Source organism: Labrys sp. F242, assembly GCF_057813875.1.
The window spans coordinates 376,861-392,608 of record NZ_JBVASG010000003.1 but is presented as its reverse complement, the minus strand read 5'-3'; the positions used below and the strand labels follow the sequence as shown (position 1 = coordinate 392,608).

Genomic DNA, 15,748 nt, shown 5'->3' with positions numbered 1-15,748 from the left:
GAACCCAATGTCAAAACCTGACCGAAACGTCAGATTTTTTCAACTCATAACTTGACGTTTTGGTCAGGTTTTGACTATCCTTCATGCAACGAGGGGGATGCAGCGGCGATGTCGACATCATTGCGCGAAGTCATGCGGGACGTGCTGGATGGCTGGCAGGCCGATCTGCCGCCCGCCTGGCGCGACATCCTCGGCCCGGTCGAACTGGGCTTCGCCGACATGGATGCCGGCCTGACGCTGGAGCCGTGGGAACCGGTCTTCCCCGTACGCAAGGGGCGCCTCTTTCCCGGGCAACCCAAGGGCGCGCATATGCTGCGCGCCTTCGACGGTCTCGACCCCCACCAGGTGCACTGCGTGGTGCTCGGCCAGGATCCGTATCCGAGCCCCGACTTTTCGACCGGCCGCGCCTTCGAGGCCGGCAATGTCGCCGAATGGCGCGAGCTGGAGAAGATGTTCTCGGTCTCCATCCGCACGGTGATGCAGATGATCGTCGCCGCCCGCACCGGTGAGGGCAGCTGGACTGGCAGCATCGCCGATTGGCCGCGCCTGCGCTCCGCCATCGAGGCCGGCGCCGTCGCACTCGAGCCGGCCAATGCCGTCGCCGATCGCTGGGTGGCCAGCGGTGCCCTGCTGCTCAACGCCTCGCTAACCCTCAGCCGCTTCCAGGTCTCCATCGATCCGCATCAGAGCCGGGGCCACCTACCGCTGTGGCGGCCGCTGATGCTGGCGGTGTTGCGCCATCTCGCCGGTTCCGGACAGAAGGTGATCTTCCTCGGCTTTGGCGAGGCGGCGGCGCAGACCCTCCGGGCGGCCGGCATCATGGAGGGCGACGACTGCATCCTGCGCGAGCATCCGGCCCGGGGCGACGCGGTGCTCGGCCTGCCCAATCCCTTCATTCTCGGCAATGAGCGTCTCAAGGCGCTCGGCGCTGCCCCGATCGACTGGTAAGGCCATGCGTAACGATGCCGAATACGACTATGTGATCATCGGCGCCGGTTCGGCAGGCTGCGTCGTCGCCAATCGCCTGTCCGCGGATCCCGGCAACCGCGTGCTGCTGCTCGAAGCGGGCGGACGCGACCGCAATCCCCTGTTCCGCCTACCCATGCTGATGGGCAAGCTCTTCAATTCCGGCCTCTACAACTGGAATTACCGCACCGAGCCCGAGCCCCATCTCAACAACCGCACGCTCTATTGGCCGCGCGGCAAGGCGCTTGGCGGCACCTCCACCATCAACGGCATGATCTATGTGCGCGGCAACGCCCATGACTATGACCGCTGGGCGCAGATGGGCCTGCCGGGCTGGTCTTATGACGAGGTTCTTCCCGCTTTTCGTCGCTCCGAAACCCATGTCGAACGCAATGGCAGCTTCCATGGTACCGAGGGCGCCCTCACCGTCTGCCGTGCCCGCGGGCGCAACGGGTTGTTCGATGTCTTCATCGAGGCCGGCGTGCAGGCGGGCTATCCCCGCAATGATGATTTCAACGGGGCCGAACAGGAAGGCTTCGGGCGCTACGATTTCACCATCCGCAAAGGCAAGCGCTGGTCGACTTCCCATGCCTTCCTGCGACCGGTGCTCGACCGGCCCAATCTCACGGTAGAGGTGAACGCGCTCAGCCAGCGCATCCTCGTGGAGAACGGGCGCGCTACCGGCGTCCTGTTCACGCAGGGTGGGCGGCCGTGCACCGTGCGGGCCAGACGGGAAGTGATTTTGTGCGGCGGAGCAGTCAACTCACCGCAATTGCTGATGCTTTCCGGCATCGGCCCGGCTGATGAGCTGGCTAAGCATGGCATCGCCGTACTTAATGATCTGCCGGGCGTGGGGCGAAACTTGCAGGACCATGTCGATTGCTGCCTGAGCTATGAATGCAAGCAGCCGGTGACGCTCTATGGCGATTTGCGCGCCGACAAGCTGATCGCCTCGGTCGCACAGGGCATGGTGCTGGGCACCGGCATCACCACCACCTTTCCCTATGAGGCCGGCGCCTTCATGAAGTCGCGGCCCGACCTGGTGGCGCCCGACATCCAGGCCCATTTCATGCCGGCGCTGGAGAAGACCGCCAATCTCCATTGGCCCAATCCCTTCCGCAAGCAGGCAGTGGAGGCCAATCACGGCTTCACAATCCGCGTCGGCCCGGTCAATCCGGAGAGCCGGGGCACCATCACGCTGCGCTCCGCCGATCCGGCGGCGCCGCCCCGCATCCGAGCCAATTACCTCGCCACCGAATTCGACCGCAAGACCATGATCACCGCCATCCGCATGATGCGCGAGGTCATCGCCCAACCGGCCTTCGATCCCTATCGCGGCAAGGAACTGGCGCCGGGGCCCGGCGCGCTCAGCGACGACGCGTTGCTGGAATGGCTGCGGGCTTCGGCCCTGACCACCCTCCATCCGGTCGGCACCTGCAAGATGGGCAATGATGCCGACGCCGTCGTCGATGCCGAGCTCAGGGTCCATGGCGTCGAGGGCCTGAGGGTCGCGGACGCCTCGATCATGCCGATCATTTCCAGCGGCAACACCAACGCGCCGACCATCATGATCGGCGAACGGGCTGCCGATTTCATCCTCGACGCCAAACCATGACGGAGGCACGGCGGCCATGATCATCGAACAGCGCACCTACAGCTTCAAGCCGGGCCAGCTCGACCGCTGGCTCAAGAAGTACGAGACCGAAGGCCTGCCGATCCAGAAGAAGCATCTGGGCACCTTCATGGGCCTATGGGTCAGCGAGATCGGCCCGCTGCACCAGATCGTGATGATGTGGGCCTATCAGGGCCTGGGCGATCGCGAGACGCGGCGCGCCGCCATGGTCGCGGACCCGGCCTGGACCAAGTTCATCGGCGAGGTCTGGGGCCTGGACGCCATGATCTCGCAGGAGGTCAAGATGCTCAAGCCGACCTCGATCTGCCCGCCCTTGCCGGCGGCCTGACGGCCCGGGGCGCTGAAGCTCCCCGGAGAACAACAAAAATCAACACCATCCAAACCAGAAAAGGGAACTGACAGATGACGAAGACTCCCTCCGTTTCAGGCCTGTTCCGGTATTCGGCATCACGCCGCCAATTCCTCATCGGCACCGCAGGGGTGGCGGCCTTCGGCCTGCTGTCGAGCCAGACCCGGGCCGCCGAAGGCCTGGTGGCACTGGTCCATACCCAGGCGGCGGGCGACAACGGCCCGGTCGACGGCATGATCGCATCGCTGAAGAAACTGGCCGGCGAAAAGGGCTTTGCCACCCGCATCATCTATGCGCAGGACGCCGCGACCTATGAATCGATCTTCCGCAGCCTCGGCGATGCCGGCGCCAGCGTGGTCGTCTCGACCTTCAACGAGGTCGCCGAACCCTTCAAGGCCGTGGCGCCCGAATATCCCAACACCAAATTCGTGCAGCTCTACGCCGACCCATTCGAGCCCGCGATCCCGAATGTGGTGACGGTGGCCTATGACTATTATCTGGGCTGCTATCTCTCGGGCCTGTTCGGCAGCCGCATCTCCAAGACCGGCGCGATCGGCTATATCGGCGGCGCCAGCATTCCCGGCCAGATCGCCGATCTCAACGCCCTCAAGGCCGCGGCCGCTGTGATCGGCCCCAACATCAAGTTCACCGGGGCCTTCGCCGGCTCGTTCCAGGATCCCGCCAAGGGTCATGAGATCGCCAATCAGCTGTTCCAGTCCGGCGTCGACTATATCCAGACCGACTCAGCCGCCACGGATACCGGCATCATCCAGGCCGCCACCGAAGCGCCCGGCCGCCTGGTCAGCGCCATCTCCAGAGAGCAGTACAAGCTCGGCCCCAAGGCGGTGGCCGCCATCGTCAAGCTCGATTTCGGCCTGTCGCTCTATCAGGAAGTCAGCAAGGCGCTGACCGAGGGCTGGAAGGGACATCACGTCGCCACCGGCATCGATACCGGCGTGATCGACTTCGAGCTCTCCGACATCTTCCTCAAGGAAGGCCCGGCCGATCTCGTTGCCAAGGCCAAGGAGATCTGGCCCGACATCGAGAAGGCAAAGAAGGAGATCATTGCCGGAACGCTTAAGGTGCCGCTCAACACCGCGCTCTAGAGCCCCCCTGCCTCCTCCTCCTCGTCGCGCGCCGGCTTGCCTCTGGCGGTGACGAGGCGCAGTGCTCCATCCGACAGGTTGCGGCCCGATGGCCCGCGTATCCGGGAAGACCACCATGCCCCAGCACGCCCTCGAATGCGGCGATGTCAGTGTCCTCTTCGGCGAGGTTGCGGCGCTCAGGCAGGTGAGCCTGGGCTTCGAGGCCGGCCGCATCCATGCCGTCGTCGGGCAGAACGGCGCCGGTAAGACAACCTTTGCCCGGGTCTGCGCCGGCATCGTCAGGCCTTCCTCCGGGCAATTGCTGATCGGGGGACAACCCGTACCGCTCGGCAAGGTCAATGCCGCCCGTGCCGCCGGGGTCGAGCTCGTGCATCAGAGCTTTGCCCTGCCGCCCTCCTTCACCGTCGCCGAGGCCATGGAATTCGGCGCGCAAGGGCGGGGGGCGTTGTTCTGCGCCAAGGCTCTGCGCGCCCGCTGGGCCACCCATCTCGAAGGCCTCGGTGTCAAGGTCGATCCACGCGCCCGCATCCGCGACCTGCCGGTGGAGACCCGCCAGGCGGTCGAGATCGCCCGCGCTTTGGTAACCGATGCCCGTATCCTCATCCTGGACGAGCCGACCGCCGTGCTCTCGCCCTCGGGTATCGAGACCTTGTTCGAACGGCTGCGTGGCCTGCGCGAGCGCGGCGTCACCATCATCCTGATCCTGCACAAGATCCGCGAGGTGCTCGGTATCGCCGAGACGGTCAGCGTCCTGCGCGGCGGGCGCCTGATCGAGGCCTGCGTGCCCGTGAGCGAGATCGATGCCACCCGCCTCGCCAACTCGATCATCGGTACCGCCGCCGGCCTCGACAAGGCGGACAAGGCCGCTCTCGTCGGCGAGGGCGCCAACGCACCTCCCGCCCACGACATGAAGCCATCCACCGGCGCCCCCATCCTCGAGATGAAGGCCGTCACCACCCGTCCCGACGGTGAAGGGCGTCCGCTCGAGCGGGCCGATCTCGCCATCCGCGCCGGCGAGATCGTCGGCATTGCCGGTGTCGAGGGCAACGGTCAGCAAACTCTGGTCCGTGCCCTCGCGGGGCTTGTCGGCCTGGAGCGTGGCACCATTGCGCTCGATGGGCTGGATGTCACCAGGCGCCCCGTGCTCGAGCGCCGCGCCGCCGGCCTGCGCATCATTCCCTTCGACCGCAACAGCGAGGGCTTGAGCCTGACCAGCTCGCTCTGGGAGAACTGGGCCGCCCGCAACCTGCTGCTGGGACGCATCCTTTCCTTCATTGCTCCCGCGCGGCTGAGGAAGGCCTGCCAGGCCAGCCTGCACGGGTGGGACGTCCGTTTCTCCACCACGACCCAACCGGCCAGCTCACTCTCGGGAGGCAATGCCCAGAAGGTCATCCTCGCCCGCGAGATCGACGAGACGGCGCGGCTGGTAATCGCGGCCCAGCCCACCCGTGGCCTCGACATCGGCGCTACCGCCTTCGTCTGGCGCGCTCTGAGAGCCTGCCGTGACCAGGGCTGCGGCGTGCTGCTGATCTCTTCGGATCTCGACGAGCTCTTCGACATCGCCGACCGGGTGGTCGTGATGTTCTCCGGCCGCATCGTCGCCGAGTTCACCGCCCCCTTCGAGATAGCGGCCGTGGGACAGGCCATGGTCGGCGACGTCGCCCTGGAGGAAGCCGCATGACCGCCCGCCTCCTTTCCATCCTGCGCGCCGTCAGTTTCGTCGCTTTGGCACTGGGCTTGTGCGGCATCGTGTTCGAATTTGCCGGCTACTCGGCTCCGGAGATGTTCCGCAGCATCGCCGACGGCGCCTTCACCTCACCCAATGCGCTGATGAAGAGTCTGCGCTGGGCCCTGCCGCTGGTGATCACCGCCGCCGGCGTGCTGGTCTGCTTTCGCTGCGGCTATTTCAACGTCGGCGCGCAGGGCCAGTTCTACCTCGGCGCCATCGGAGCTGCGACCGCCGTCGAATTGCTCAACGGGGCACCCGCATTGGTGGTGGTGCCATCGGCCATGCTGGCCGGCATGCTGGCGGGCGCCCTGTGGGCGGCCTGGCCCGGCTTCCTCAGGCTGCGCTACGGCACCGATGAGGTGATCACCACGCTGATGGGCAATTTCATGGCCGGCCTGCTCCTGGTCTATGTCACCTCCGGCCCGCTGAAGGATCCCTCCGGCACCGGACAGGTCACGGCAAGCCGGCCCGTCGCCTCAGCCTACCGCATCGCCACCTCGGCCGGCGTCTCGCCCACCATGATCGCGCTGTCCGTGCTGGTTCTGGTGCTGGTCTGGCTCCTGGTGAACCGCACCGCTTATGGCGTGCTCTCCAGCCTCGCCGGCCGCAATGCGGTGATGATCGCGTGGCAGGGCGCCCGGCTCTCCCGCCTTGGGCTGTCGGCCTTCCTGATCAGCGGCGCGCTGGCGGGCCTCGCCGGCTCGATCGAGCTGCTCGGTCCCAATGGCCGCTTGGTCAGCGGCTTCCTGCCCGGCCATGGCTTCACCGCGATCCTGATCGCCCTCGTCGCGGGGCTCTCCGTGGCCGGCGCGGCCATCGTCTCGCTGTTCTTCGGCGGCCTTGCCGCCGCCAGCCTCTATCTGCCGGTGATCGCCGGCCTGCCGGCCGCCGCCATCGACGTGATCAACGCCGCCATCGCCCTGTTCATCACGGCGCGCACCTGGCTGCTGCCCGGCTTCATCAAGCGGCGCCTGCCGGCGCGGAGGACCCAGCCATGAGCGACATCCTCATTGCCATCCTGCGCTCGGGCACACCGCTGATCTATGTGGCCATGGCCGGCATGCTGGCCCAGCGGGCCGGCATCTGGAATCTCGGCCTGGAAGGGCTGATGATCGCGGGCGCCTGCGCCGCTGCCGTCGGCACCGCCAAATCCGGCTCGGTCGCCTTCGGCCTCGGCCTTGCCATCGTGGTCTGCGTGCTCGGCTCGATGCTGCTGTGGTTCGTGGTCGAGAAGCTGCGCGCCCATCCCATCATCGCCGGCCTCGGCCTCACCGGCCTCGGGCTCGGCGGCACGGATCTCGCCGTCCAGGCCATCTATGGCAGCCAGGCCTCGGTGATGGCCGGCCGGGGACTGCCCCGGCTCGGCGAGGCCTTCGGCCCCTTCGGGGTGCTCTCCGTGCTCGTGATCGCCATGCCCTTCGTGGTGCTGGCGCTCTGGGTCATCGTGCGGCGCACCCGCTTCGGCCTGCAATTGACGGCCTGCGGCGAACATCCCTTCGCCGCCCGCAGCGTGGGCGCTGCGCCGGCCCGCATGCGCCTGATCGCCCTGATGGGCGGCGGCGTGCTCTGCGCCCTCGGTGGTGCCGAACTGGCGCTCGGCACGCTCCAGCTCTTCAGCATCAACATGACGGCCGGCCGCGGCTTCATGGGCTTTGCCTCGGTGATCTTCGGCGGCGGACATCCCATCGGCTCGGCCCTGGCCGCGCTGTTCTTTTCCGTCGTCGATGCCCTCGGCATCCGGGCCCAGCTCGTCTTCGGCGACAAGGTGCCCCGCGATTTCCTGCTTGCATTGCCCTATCTGGCCACCGTGCTGGGCGTGTGGATCAGCGGGCAGCTGCGTGGCGGCGTCAAGGCAGCCGCGACCGGCGGCGAATTACGGGATTACTGACAATGACGGCCTTTGCCCAACGCCACGCGATCAGCGATGTCTGCATCCTCACCGCGGACATCGAACGCTCGATCGCCTTCTACACCGACAGGCTCGGCTTCACCCTGAAGCACCGCGCTCCCGGTTTCGCCGATTTCAACGGCGCCGGGCTGACACTGGCCCTATGGGACATCGGCCATATCAGCCATCATGCCGGCCTGTCGGCCGAGCGCGGTTCGGGCCATCACAATGTGCTGATCGCCGTGCTGATGTCCTCGCCGGCCGAACTGGATGCCTGCCACGCCGAGCTCGCCGCCAAGGGCGTGGCCTTCGAAAGACCCCCAGCCGATTATGCCTGGAATGCGCGCTGCTGCTATTTCGCCGGCCCGGATGGAGAGGTTTGGGAGCTCTATGCCTGGCTCGACGGCGGTGCGCCGGGGAAACTGGCATGAGCAGGGTCCTGATCCGCAACGCCACCATCCTTGCCATGGGCGGCGAGCATGGCAGCACGCCCTTCGGAGGCGATATCCTGGTCGAGGGCAACTGCATCGCCGCCATCGGCCCTGATCTCGGCGACCACCCCGGCGCGAGGCTGATCGACGGGCGCGGCCGGCTGGTGATGCCGGGCCTCGTCAACGCCCACACCCATTCCGGCGAAACCTTCTTCCGGGGGCGCTATGAACGCCTGCCGCTGGAATTATGGCTGCTCTATGCCTATCCGCTGCTGATGGGCCCGCTGCTGCCGCCGCGCCTGCTCTATCTGCGCACGCTGCTGCTCGCGATGGAATCGCTGAAGGGCGGCGTCACCCTGCTGTGCGACGATTTCTTCGACCCGCCCCGTCACGATCTCGACCGGCTCGGCACCGTGTTCCGTGCCTATGAGGATGCCGGCATCCGCGCCAATGTCTCCAGCGCGGTGATGAATATCCACCCGCTCGATGCCGTCGCCTATGGCCGGCAGATCATGCCGGCAGACCTGCAGGCGAAACTCGATTTCGGCCCGCCGATCACCGCTGCCGCCTATGTCGACTATTGCCGCTCCGCCCTGGCGGCCTTCCAGGACAGGGCCGGACGGCTGCGCTTCATGATCGCTCCCTCCGCGCCCCAGCGCTGCACGCCCGAGCTGATGCTGGCCTGTAACGAGCTGGCCCAGCAATGGCGCGTGCCCTTCCATACCCACATCCTGGAAACCAAGACCCAGGCGGTGACCGGCGAACTCCTGCATGGCAAGAGCCTGATCCGCTACCTGCACGATCTCGGCCTGCTCCATTCCGGCATCACCATTGCCCATTCGGTCTGGGTCGACGAGAACGATATCGCCCTGATGGGCGCGGCGGGCTGCTCGGTGGCTCACAATGCCGTCTCCAATCTGAAGCTCGGTGCCGGCATCGCGCCGCTCCGCCGCCTCATCAATGCCGGCGTCACCATCGGCCTTGGCACGGACGGCGTCTCATCGAACGACAGCGCGCGCATCTTCGACGTCATGCGTACGGCGGCCCTGGTACAAAGTGCCACCGGCCCCGATCATGAACGCTGGGTCTCCGCCCGGGAAATCCTCAACGCCGCCACGCTGGGCGGCGCGCGTACGGCCCTTCTGGGAGAGCTCACCGGCTCCCTCGAAGTCGGCAAGCGCGCCGACCTGATCATGCTTCGGCTCGACAGCCTCGCCTTCACGCCGCTCAACGACATCGTCAGGCAGTTGGTCTATGCCGAGAACGGCGCTTCGATCGAACGCGTGATGGTCGAGGGCGAGATCGTGGTAGAACAGGGCCTGTTGACCCGTATCGACGAGGAAGCCGTCCTGGCCGAGATCCGCGAGGCCATGCCGGCTTTCCTGGCTGGTCATGCCGAGATCGAAGCCCGCAACGCCATCTTCCATCCCTATTTCGGGCAGATGCATCAGCGCGCCACGGCCCTAGATGTCGGCATGGACAGATATGCCGGAACGCGGGGGTGAGCGATACCACTTCCATTGAAGCCTGACCGTCATTCCCGGCGAAGCCATAGGCCGAGGGAAGGGGATCCAGGGGCCATAAGTTGAGCCCTCCAGCCCTGGATCCCCTTCCCCTCGCCCTCTCTCGCTTTGCTCGCGAGCGGCTCGGCCGGGGATGACGGACTCACCTCTCCAGGTCCGCCAAAGCCCGCTGCGAGCGGCGTGATACATCGATAGCCGGAAGCCGTCTGGTCAAGCGGCCACTGGGCCTGACCGCCGCCCCGTCTCGACCAGGCCGGCCCAACGCCCCGGGGTCACCCCATAGGCCTTCTTGAAATGGCGTGTGAGGTGGCTCTGATCGGCAAAGCCGGTGGCGGCGGCGACCTCGGCGAGCGATTCGCCTGACGCAATCAGGGCGCGGGCCTGGCCCAGGCGCCGCATCAGCAGGAAGCGGTGCGGACTGGTGGCGAAAGCCGCCCGGAAATGCCGTGACAGGGCGTAGCGATCGAGCCCCGCGATCTCCTCCAGTTCCTCCGAACGTACCGCCTCGAGAGCATGGGCCTCGAGATAGTCGCGCACCCGGTCGACCTGCCGCCAGGCCAGGCTGCCGAGAGGCTTGAGCGGTTGGCCGGCGTGGCGAGCGAGCCCCTGTGCCAGGCGGGCAATGAGATCGTCAGCGGCAAGCTGTTCCAGCCCGCGGTCGAGCGGGCCGAGCAAGCCGAGAATATCCTCGCGTAGCGCCGGATCGCTGAAAACCGGCTGGCGCAGGAAAGGCAGCGACACCGCGCCGTCGCCGAGCCCCCGCATCAGGAGCGAGGGTTCCAGATAAAGGATGCGGTAGTGCAATCCCTCTTCGGTGCCGGCGCCGCCATCATGCAGCTCATCGGGATGCAGCACTAGCACCTGCCCTGGCAGGCTGGCGCGCGATACGCCGCGGTAACGGAAGCTCTGGACACCGTCGAGGGTGACGCCGACGGCATAGGTATCGTGGCGGTGGAGTTCGAAGGCATTGCCGTGGAACCAGGCTTCCATGCGCTCGATACCGGGCAGCGGCGGCGCGGTGCGGACGCTGTCGCCGCACGAACGTTCAAGACCCTGGAAGGCCTGCTGCCCTAGGGCTGACGGCGTGGTTCCGGCTAGGGGCTCGGCCTCCGGAGATTCTGACTCGAAAGTCGTCATTCATGTTCGATACCAAGTTTGCCATCGTGTTGCGAGACGATCTTGCCTCCTGGCAGGCACTCAACGTCACCGCCTTCCTCACCAGCGGCATCATCGCCCAGATACCCGACATGATCGGCGAGGCCTATCGTGATCGCGCCGGGCGCTTCTACAATGCCCTGTCGGTGCAGCCGGCGATCGTGCTGGCGGCCGACGCGGAAACGATGAGCGCGATCCACCGCCGCTCGCTCGACCGGGGCATCAGGACCTCGCTCTATATCGAGGAGATGTTCAAGACCGGTCACGATGCCGCCAATCGCGCCGTCTTCGCCGATTACGCCGTCGACGATGCCAAGGTGGTCGGTATCGCGCTCCGGGCCGACAAGAAGGTCGTCGACAAGATCGTCAAGGGCGCGAAAATGCACCCCTAGGGCAGGGTGATTCGAATGCTCAAACCTCGAACTCGTCCAGCCTGACCGGACGGTTTTCGGCGAGCGAGCGGTATCCGGCCTCCACCAGCGCCATGGTGCGGACATTGTCGCCGGCCGAGAGCTGGGGGGTGGTCGCCGTCTTCACCGCATATTGCAATTGCTCCATCACGCCGATGAAGGCCTGCGGAAACCATTTGCTCGTCCAGCTCGGGCTGACCCAGCGCCCGCCGGTCGCCGTTATCGAGGCATAACGCAGGGTGGAGGGCGTACCATCCGGCCAGCCGATGGTGCCCTGCGCCACGCCGTCGGTGCCCTCGACCCGCCACTTGATGTAGACGTCGGAATCGAAGCCCTCCTGCCGCGGCCCCGACCAGACGTCCTCCATGGAGACCGCGAGCAGGCCGGACGGGAATTTCAGCGTGGAAACCGTGATGCCGTCGGTGTGCTCGAAACGGGTGCGCGGATCGGGGCGGGCGGCGGTATAGATTTCGCTAGGCTCGCCGAACAGGAAGCGCAGCACGTCGAGGTGATGCACGCTCATATTGGCGAGGGTCAGCCGGTCGTAATCCGCCAGGAAACCCTGCCAATGCGGGATGGCGCGCATCTCGATGGTGGCGAAGACCGGACTTCCCAGCTCGCCGCGATCGAGAATCTGCCGCAGCACCCGCATCGCCTGGTCGAAGCGCATGTTCTGGTTGACCGACAGGATCTTGCCGGCGGCATCGGCCTCGTCGCGCAGGCGGCGAGCCTCCTCAAGAGTCAGCGCGAAGGGTTTCTGGGCAAGGATACCGCGAATATGGGGCGCGGCCAGCGCCCGCCGGATCAGGGCTGGCTGCTGGTCCGGCGGAAAGGCGATGTCGAGAATCTCAACTCTTTCGTCCGCGATCAGCGCCTCGGGCGTGTCGTGCACGGTTGGGATGGCGTAGCGCCCAGCGACGGCCGCCGCCTTCTCCCGGGTGCGCGAGGCGATGGCGACCACGGGAAAGCCGGCCTCGCGATAGGCGGCGAGCTGCACGTCGGCCATGATCATGCCGGCGCCGATGCAGCCGATGCGATAATCACGCGTGCGGATCTCGACATCGGGGCTGAAAGGCCCGGCAGGATCGGTCATCGCCTCAAGCCTTCACATTCGCCACCGAACCGCCGGTCACCCGCACGAGTTCGGCCGGCGTGGTGCGGAAGGCATGGGTCGGCGACCCCGCCGCTGCCCAGACAGGATCGAGGGCAAGCAGGTCCTCGTCGATCAAAATGAGGGCCGGCGCGAGATGCCCTACCGGCGCCACGCCGCCCACCGCAAAGCCGGTGGTGGCTTCGACCCAGGCCGGATCGGCCCGCTCGACCTTGCGGCCGAGGGCGGCGCCGACCTTGGCGCGGTCGATGCGGTTGATGCCTGACGCGACCACCAGGATCGGCATCTCTCCCGAGCGGAAGATGATCGACTTGGCAATCTGCGCCACGCTGCAGCCCACGGAAGCGGCAGCCTCGGCCGCGGTATGGGTGCCCTCGGCGAACATCGCGATAGTGTCGGGATGCCCGGCCTGCAGCAGGGCCTGGCGGACCCGGTCAATGGCTTGCGTCATGAAATCGTCCTCATCCGAAAGCCGGAAAGGTTAGGGCAGGCCGGCGAGGGTGCCAAGCGAAGCATGGTTGTCCTGGGATCGCAGGCGTCTCGCCTGCTTTTGGAAGCGCCGCGCTTAGGAAAGACAGAGGCAGGCGAGACGCCTGCGATCCCAGGGATACCCCATCAGGACAGCGCGTAGCAAAAGCGCGGAATCAGGCCGTTCTCGCGGGCCTCGCGTTCCAGCCCCTCGCGGAAATCGGGATGGGCGAGGCCGATCAGGGCCTTGGCCCGCTCGGCCACCGAACGCCCCTTCAGATTGACCATGCCATATTCGGTGACGACATACATCACGTCCGTACGCGGCGTGGTGACCACATTGCCCGACGTCAGATTGAGCACGATGCGGCTGCGGCGATCGCCACGCTTGTCGAAGGTCGAGGACATGCACAGGAACGACTTGCCGCCCCTGGAGGCATAGGCACCGCGCACGAATTGGAGCTGGCCGCCGGTGCCCGAGATATGGCGATGGCCATCGCTCTCGGAGGCAGCCTGGCCCTGCAGGTCCATCTGCGTGGTATTGTTGATCGACACCACATGGTCGTTCTGCGCGATATTGTGCGGCAAATTGGTGTAGTCGACCGGGTAGGATTTGAAATCGGGGTTGCGGTCGATCGCTTCATATTGGCGGCGCGAGCCGGCTGCGAAGGTGAAGGCCGAGCAGCCCCGGTCGATATTCTTGCGCGCACCGGTCACCAGGCCGGCGTCATAGAGCGAGACGATGCCGTCGGTCATCATCTCGGTATGGATGCCGAGATCATGGATGCCGCTGTCCTTGAGGATGGTGCAGACGGCGTTGGGCATGCCGCCGATGCCGATCTGCAGGCAGGCGCCGTCGTCGATCTCCGCGACGATGCGGGCTGCGACTGCCCGGTCGATCTCGCTCGGCTCGGGATTACCGATCTCCGGTGCCTTCTGGCCGTCACCCTCGATGATGTGGTCGACTGCGCTGACATGGATGCGGTTGCCCTCGCCAAAGACATAGGGCGTATCCTCGTTGACCTCGACGACAACGGTGCGGGCCCGTTCGAGGATAGCCTCGACATAGGTAGCGCCGCCGCCGAAGTTGAAATAGCCCTCCGCATCCATCGGTGCCGTCTTGATCACGACAATGTCCACGGGATCGATGAAGCGGCGATAGAAGTCCGGCGCCTCGCCGAAATTCATCGGAATGTAGTTGCAGCGTCCGGCATCGTGCTGCTTGCGGTCATAGCCGGAGAAGTGCCAGTTGAACCAGCCGAAATGCTCGCCATTGGGATCGCATTCCTGGGTGGCGCGCGCCCGCATGGTGAGGCAGTGGCGGATCTTGACGTCATGGAGTTCGTCGCGCCGGGCAGCGAGGGCCACCTCGAAGGCATCTGGCTGGGTCAGCCCGAATCCATAGTCGAGCCACATGCCCGGCTTGACCCGCGCCGCCGCCTCGGCCGCCGTGATCTTGGTCGCCTGCTTGCCCCGAAGGCCAATGGTCATGGCGCTTCCTCCCAATCGTGACGGCGCTTTGCGCCCTTTGCGGCAGCTTCCCTGACGACCACAGCGCTGTCAACCAAAGGGGAGGGACGGACACGGCTTTCCGGAAGCCCGAGCATCCCGTCCGCTGACGCGGTGCGCCGATCTCCTTAGCGCCATCAGGTGATGGAGCGGGATCGGCGTCTTCCTTGAGCAAAATGCGGTGTTTCCAAAGATGCCGATCTGGAGGTCGACACACCGGACACACGCCGCCGACGAAAGGCCATTGCGTCCGTCAGCAATCTCATCTATATCCCTATTGAAATGAATATCACATAGTGAAATTTATTTCAATATTAATCGAAAGCACCGGGAAACAAGCCCGGCAAACACCATCGGGAGGTGAGGATGCCCATCAGGAAATGGCTCATCGGACTGGCTGCGAGCGCGGCCTTTGTCTCCGGCGCGAGCGCGCAGGCAGACAGCAAGTTCCGCTGCAAGGAAGGCGAGACCTATGTGATGAACGTCATGGTCTCGGGTGTGGAATATTGGTTCCCGGTCTATGAGGCCTTCAAGCAGGCCGCCCAGTCGATGGGTTGCAAGACGGCCTATACCGGCACGCCGGAATATGACGTCACCAAGCAGATCGCGAGCTTCGACCAGGCCCTGGCCAAGAAACCGGCGGGCATCCTCGTCCACCCGATGAATTCGGATCCCTTCATCGAGCCGATCAATCGCGCCGTCGACTCCGGCGTTTCGGTGGTGACCTTTGCGGCCGACTCGCCCAATTCCAAGCGCGCTTCCTATGTCACCTCCGACAATAACCGGGAAGGCAGCGCCGCCGCCGACATGGTCGCCAAGGCGCTCGACGGCAAGGGCGACTATGCCGTCTTGGAAAACCCCGGACAGGACAATCACGACAAGCGTGTCGCCGCCTTCATCGCCCGCATGGGCGAGAAATATCCCGGCATGAAGCTGGTCGGCCGGACCGCCACCAACCAGGATCCGAACAAGGCCTATCAGGCGGTGCAGTCCCTCGCCCAGGCCAATCCCAATCTCGCCGCTTTGTTCATGCCCGAGGCCAATTCGGCCCTGGGGGCAGCCCAGGCCTCCCAGGAGCTCGGCGGCAAGATCAAGGTGATGACCGCCGACGTGAACGGCAAGATCCTCGACATGATCAAGGCCGGACAAGTCTTCGGCTCTGTCAATCCCAATCAGGGCATCCAGGGCTATATGGGCTTCATGCTCCTGTTCATGGCCCAGCACCCCGATCTGATCGACCCCATGAACGATTGGAAGCGCGCCGGCTATAACCCGATGGGTGTCCCCTTCGTCGACAATGGCTTTGCCGTCGTCTCCAAGGACAATGCCGACGACTTCTATTGGGACGCCTATCTCAAGCGCCGCGGCACCAAGGGCATCGAGGAGTGAGGCAGCCCGCCTGCCTCTTCCAGCAGCTCCGCTATTCGAGGCTCGTTCAAGAATAGCCTCGGTGTCGCCCCGATGCGGCTC

15 protein-coding genes are annotated in these 15,748 nt (G+C 65.6%); 11 read left to right on the top strand and 4 right to left on the bottom strand.

The features are described from left to right. Positions 1-108 precede the first annotated feature (108 nt). From ACZYTC_RS21465 to ACZYTC_RS21425, 9 genes are all read left to right on the top strand, one after another. Positions 109-948 (top strand): uracil-DNA glycosylase family protein, encoded by an 840-nt coding sequence (locus ACZYTC_RS21465; RefSeq protein WP_441771048.1) that lies wholly within the window; start codon positions 109-111, stop codon positions 946-948. Positions 949-952: 4 nt separating this feature from the next. Further along, entirely contained in the window at positions 953-2,581 is a 1,629-nt protein-coding gene (locus ACZYTC_RS21460) for a GMC family oxidoreductase (RefSeq protein WP_488990496.1), read from the top strand. A gap of 16 nt (positions 2,582-2,597) precedes the next feature. Continuing rightward, on the top strand, positions 2,598-2,927 hold the full coding sequence (locus tag ACZYTC_RS21455) for an NIPSNAP family protein (protein WP_488990495.1): 330 nt from the start codon (positions 2,598-2,600) through the stop codon (positions 2,925-2,927). Between the two features lie 74 nt (positions 2,928-3,001). Then, positions 3,002-4,054, top strand: a complete 1,053-nt coding sequence (locus ACZYTC_RS21450) for a BMP family ABC transporter substrate-binding protein (protein ID WP_488990494.1) — start codon at positions 3,002-3,004, stop codon at positions 4,052-4,054. Positions 4,055-4,169: 115 nt separating this feature from the next. Beyond that, on the top strand, positions 4,170-5,735 hold the full coding sequence (locus ACZYTC_RS21445) for an ABC transporter ATP-binding protein (RefSeq protein WP_488990493.1): 1,566 nt from the start codon (positions 4,170-4,172) through the stop codon (positions 5,733-5,735). Further along, a complete protein-coding gene (locus ACZYTC_RS21440) occupies positions 5,732-6,781 on the top strand; it encodes an ABC transporter permease (RefSeq protein WP_488990492.1) in 1,050 nt (349 codons plus the stop codon). Before ACZYTC_RS21445 ends, ACZYTC_RS21440 begins: the two co-directional genes overlap by 4 nt. Then, positions 6,778-7,671 (top strand): ABC transporter permease, encoded by an 894-nt coding sequence (locus ACZYTC_RS21435; RefSeq protein WP_488990491.1) that lies wholly within the window; start codon positions 6,778-6,780, stop codon positions 7,669-7,671. Before ACZYTC_RS21440 ends, ACZYTC_RS21435 begins: the two co-directional genes overlap by 4 nt. 2 nt (positions 7,672-7,673) lie before the next feature. Further along, positions 7,674-8,102: a VOC family protein gene (locus ACZYTC_RS21430; RefSeq protein ID WP_434958496.1), complete on the top strand. Its 429-nt coding sequence runs from the start codon at positions 7,674-7,676 to the stop codon at positions 8,100-8,102. Next, on the top strand, positions 8,099-9,607 hold the full coding sequence (locus ACZYTC_RS21425; RefSeq protein WP_488990490.1) for an amidohydrolase family protein: 1,509 nt from the start codon (positions 8,099-8,101) through the stop codon (positions 9,605-9,607). Before ACZYTC_RS21430 ends, ACZYTC_RS21425 begins: the two co-directional genes overlap by 4 nt. A gap of 228 nt (positions 9,608-9,835) precedes the next feature. On the opposite strand, the gene ACZYTC_RS21420 is transcribed toward ACZYTC_RS21425, so the two are convergent. After that, complete coding sequence (locus tag ACZYTC_RS21420) at positions 9,836-10,762, bottom strand: helix-turn-helix domain-containing protein (protein ID WP_488990489.1); 927 nt, start codon at positions 10,760-10,762, stop codon at positions 9,836-9,838. Positions 10,763-10,764: 2 nt separating this feature from the next. Between ACZYTC_RS21420 and ACZYTC_RS21415 the strand changes: the two genes are divergently transcribed. Next, positions 10,765-11,172, top strand: a complete 408-nt coding sequence (locus tag ACZYTC_RS21415) for a DUF2000 family protein (protein ID WP_488990488.1) — start codon at positions 10,765-10,767, stop codon at positions 11,170-11,172. Positions 11,173-11,191: 19 nt separating this feature from the next. On the opposite strand, the gene ACZYTC_RS21410 is transcribed toward ACZYTC_RS21415, so the two are convergent. The 3 genes from ACZYTC_RS21410 to ACZYTC_RS21400 form a co-directional block, all read right to left on the bottom strand. After that, positions 11,192-12,283 carry a Gfo/Idh/MocA family protein gene (locus ACZYTC_RS21410; protein WP_488990487.1) on the bottom strand — a complete coding sequence of 364 codons (1,092 nt, stop codon included), beginning with the start codon at positions 12,281-12,283 and terminating at the stop codon, positions 11,192-11,194. A gap of 4 nt (positions 12,284-12,287) precedes the next feature. Beyond that, positions 12,288-12,752 (bottom strand): YbaK/EbsC family protein, encoded by a 465-nt coding sequence (locus ACZYTC_RS21405; protein WP_434958501.1) that lies wholly within the window; start codon positions 12,750-12,752, stop codon positions 12,288-12,290. Positions 12,753-12,916: 164 nt separating this feature from the next. Beyond that, complete coding sequence (locus ACZYTC_RS21400; protein WP_488990486.1) at positions 12,917-14,260, bottom strand: acetyl-CoA hydrolase/transferase family protein; 1,344 nt, start codon at positions 14,258-14,260, stop codon at positions 12,917-12,919. A gap of 495 nt (positions 14,261-14,755) precedes the next feature. Between ACZYTC_RS21400 and ACZYTC_RS21395 the strand changes: the two genes are divergently transcribed. Further along, the gene (locus ACZYTC_RS21395; protein WP_434959716.1) at positions 14,756-15,667 is read left to right on the top strand and encodes a substrate-binding domain-containing protein; all 912 of its coding nucleotides are present in this window, start codon (positions 14,756-14,758) and stop codon (positions 15,665-15,667) included. Positions 15,668-15,748: the final 81 nt, after the last annotated feature.

Excerpts from the sequence above, each read along its gene's own strand:
- ACZYTC_RS21445 (WP_488990493.1), top strand. The coding sequence starts at position 4,170 with ATGCCCCAGCACGCCCTCGAATGCGGCGATGTCAGTGTCCTCTTCGGC.
- ACZYTC_RS21420 (WP_488990489.1), bottom strand. The coding sequence starts at position 10,762 with ATGACGACTTTCGAGTCAGAATCTCCGGAGGCCGAGCCCCTAGCCGGA.
- ACZYTC_RS21440 (WP_488990492.1), top strand. The coding sequence starts at position 5,732 with ATGACCGCCCGCCTCCTTTCCATCCTGCGCGCCGTCAGTTTCGTCGCT.
- ACZYTC_RS21430 (WP_434958496.1), top strand. The coding sequence starts at position 7,674 with ATGACGGCCTTTGCCCAACGCCACGCGATCAGCGATGTCTGCATCCTC.
- ACZYTC_RS21395 (WP_434959716.1), top strand. The coding sequence starts at position 14,756 with ATGAACGTCATGGTCTCGGGTGTGGAATATTGGTTCCCGGTCTATGAG.
- ACZYTC_RS21460 (WP_488990496.1), top strand. The coding sequence starts at position 953 with ATGCGTAACGATGCCGAATACGACTATGTGATCATCGGCGCCGGTTCG.
- ACZYTC_RS21415 (WP_488990488.1), top strand. The coding sequence starts at position 10,765 with ATGTTCGATACCAAGTTTGCCATCGTGTTGCGAGACGATCTTGCCTCC.
- ACZYTC_RS21405 (WP_434958501.1), bottom strand. The coding sequence starts at position 12,752 with ATGACGCAAGCCATTGACCGGGTCCGCCAGGCCCTGCTGCAGGCCGGG.
- ACZYTC_RS21425 (WP_488990490.1), top strand. The coding sequence starts at position 8,099 with ATGAGCAGGGTCCTGATCCGCAACGCCACCATCCTTGCCATGGGCGGC.
- ACZYTC_RS21455 (WP_488990495.1), top strand. The coding sequence starts at position 2,598 with ATGATCATCGAACAGCGCACCTACAGCTTCAAGCCGGGCCAGCTCGAC.
- ACZYTC_RS21410 (WP_488990487.1), bottom strand. The coding sequence starts at position 12,283 with ATGACCGATCCTGCCGGGCCTTTCAGCCCCGATGTCGAGATCCGCACG.
- ACZYTC_RS21465 (WP_441771048.1), top strand. The coding sequence starts at position 109 with ATGTCGACATCATTGCGCGAAGTCATGCGGGACGTGCTGGATGGCTGG.
- ACZYTC_RS21435 (WP_488990491.1), top strand. The coding sequence starts at position 6,778 with ATGAGCGACATCCTCATTGCCATCCTGCGCTCGGGCACACCGCTGATC.
- ACZYTC_RS21450 (WP_488990494.1), top strand. The coding sequence starts at position 3,002 with ATGACGAAGACTCCCTCCGTTTCAGGCCTGTTCCGGTATTCGGCATCA.
- ACZYTC_RS21400 (WP_488990486.1), bottom strand. The coding sequence starts at position 14,260 with ATGACCATTGGCCTTCGGGGCAAGCAGGCGACCAAGATCACGGCGGCC.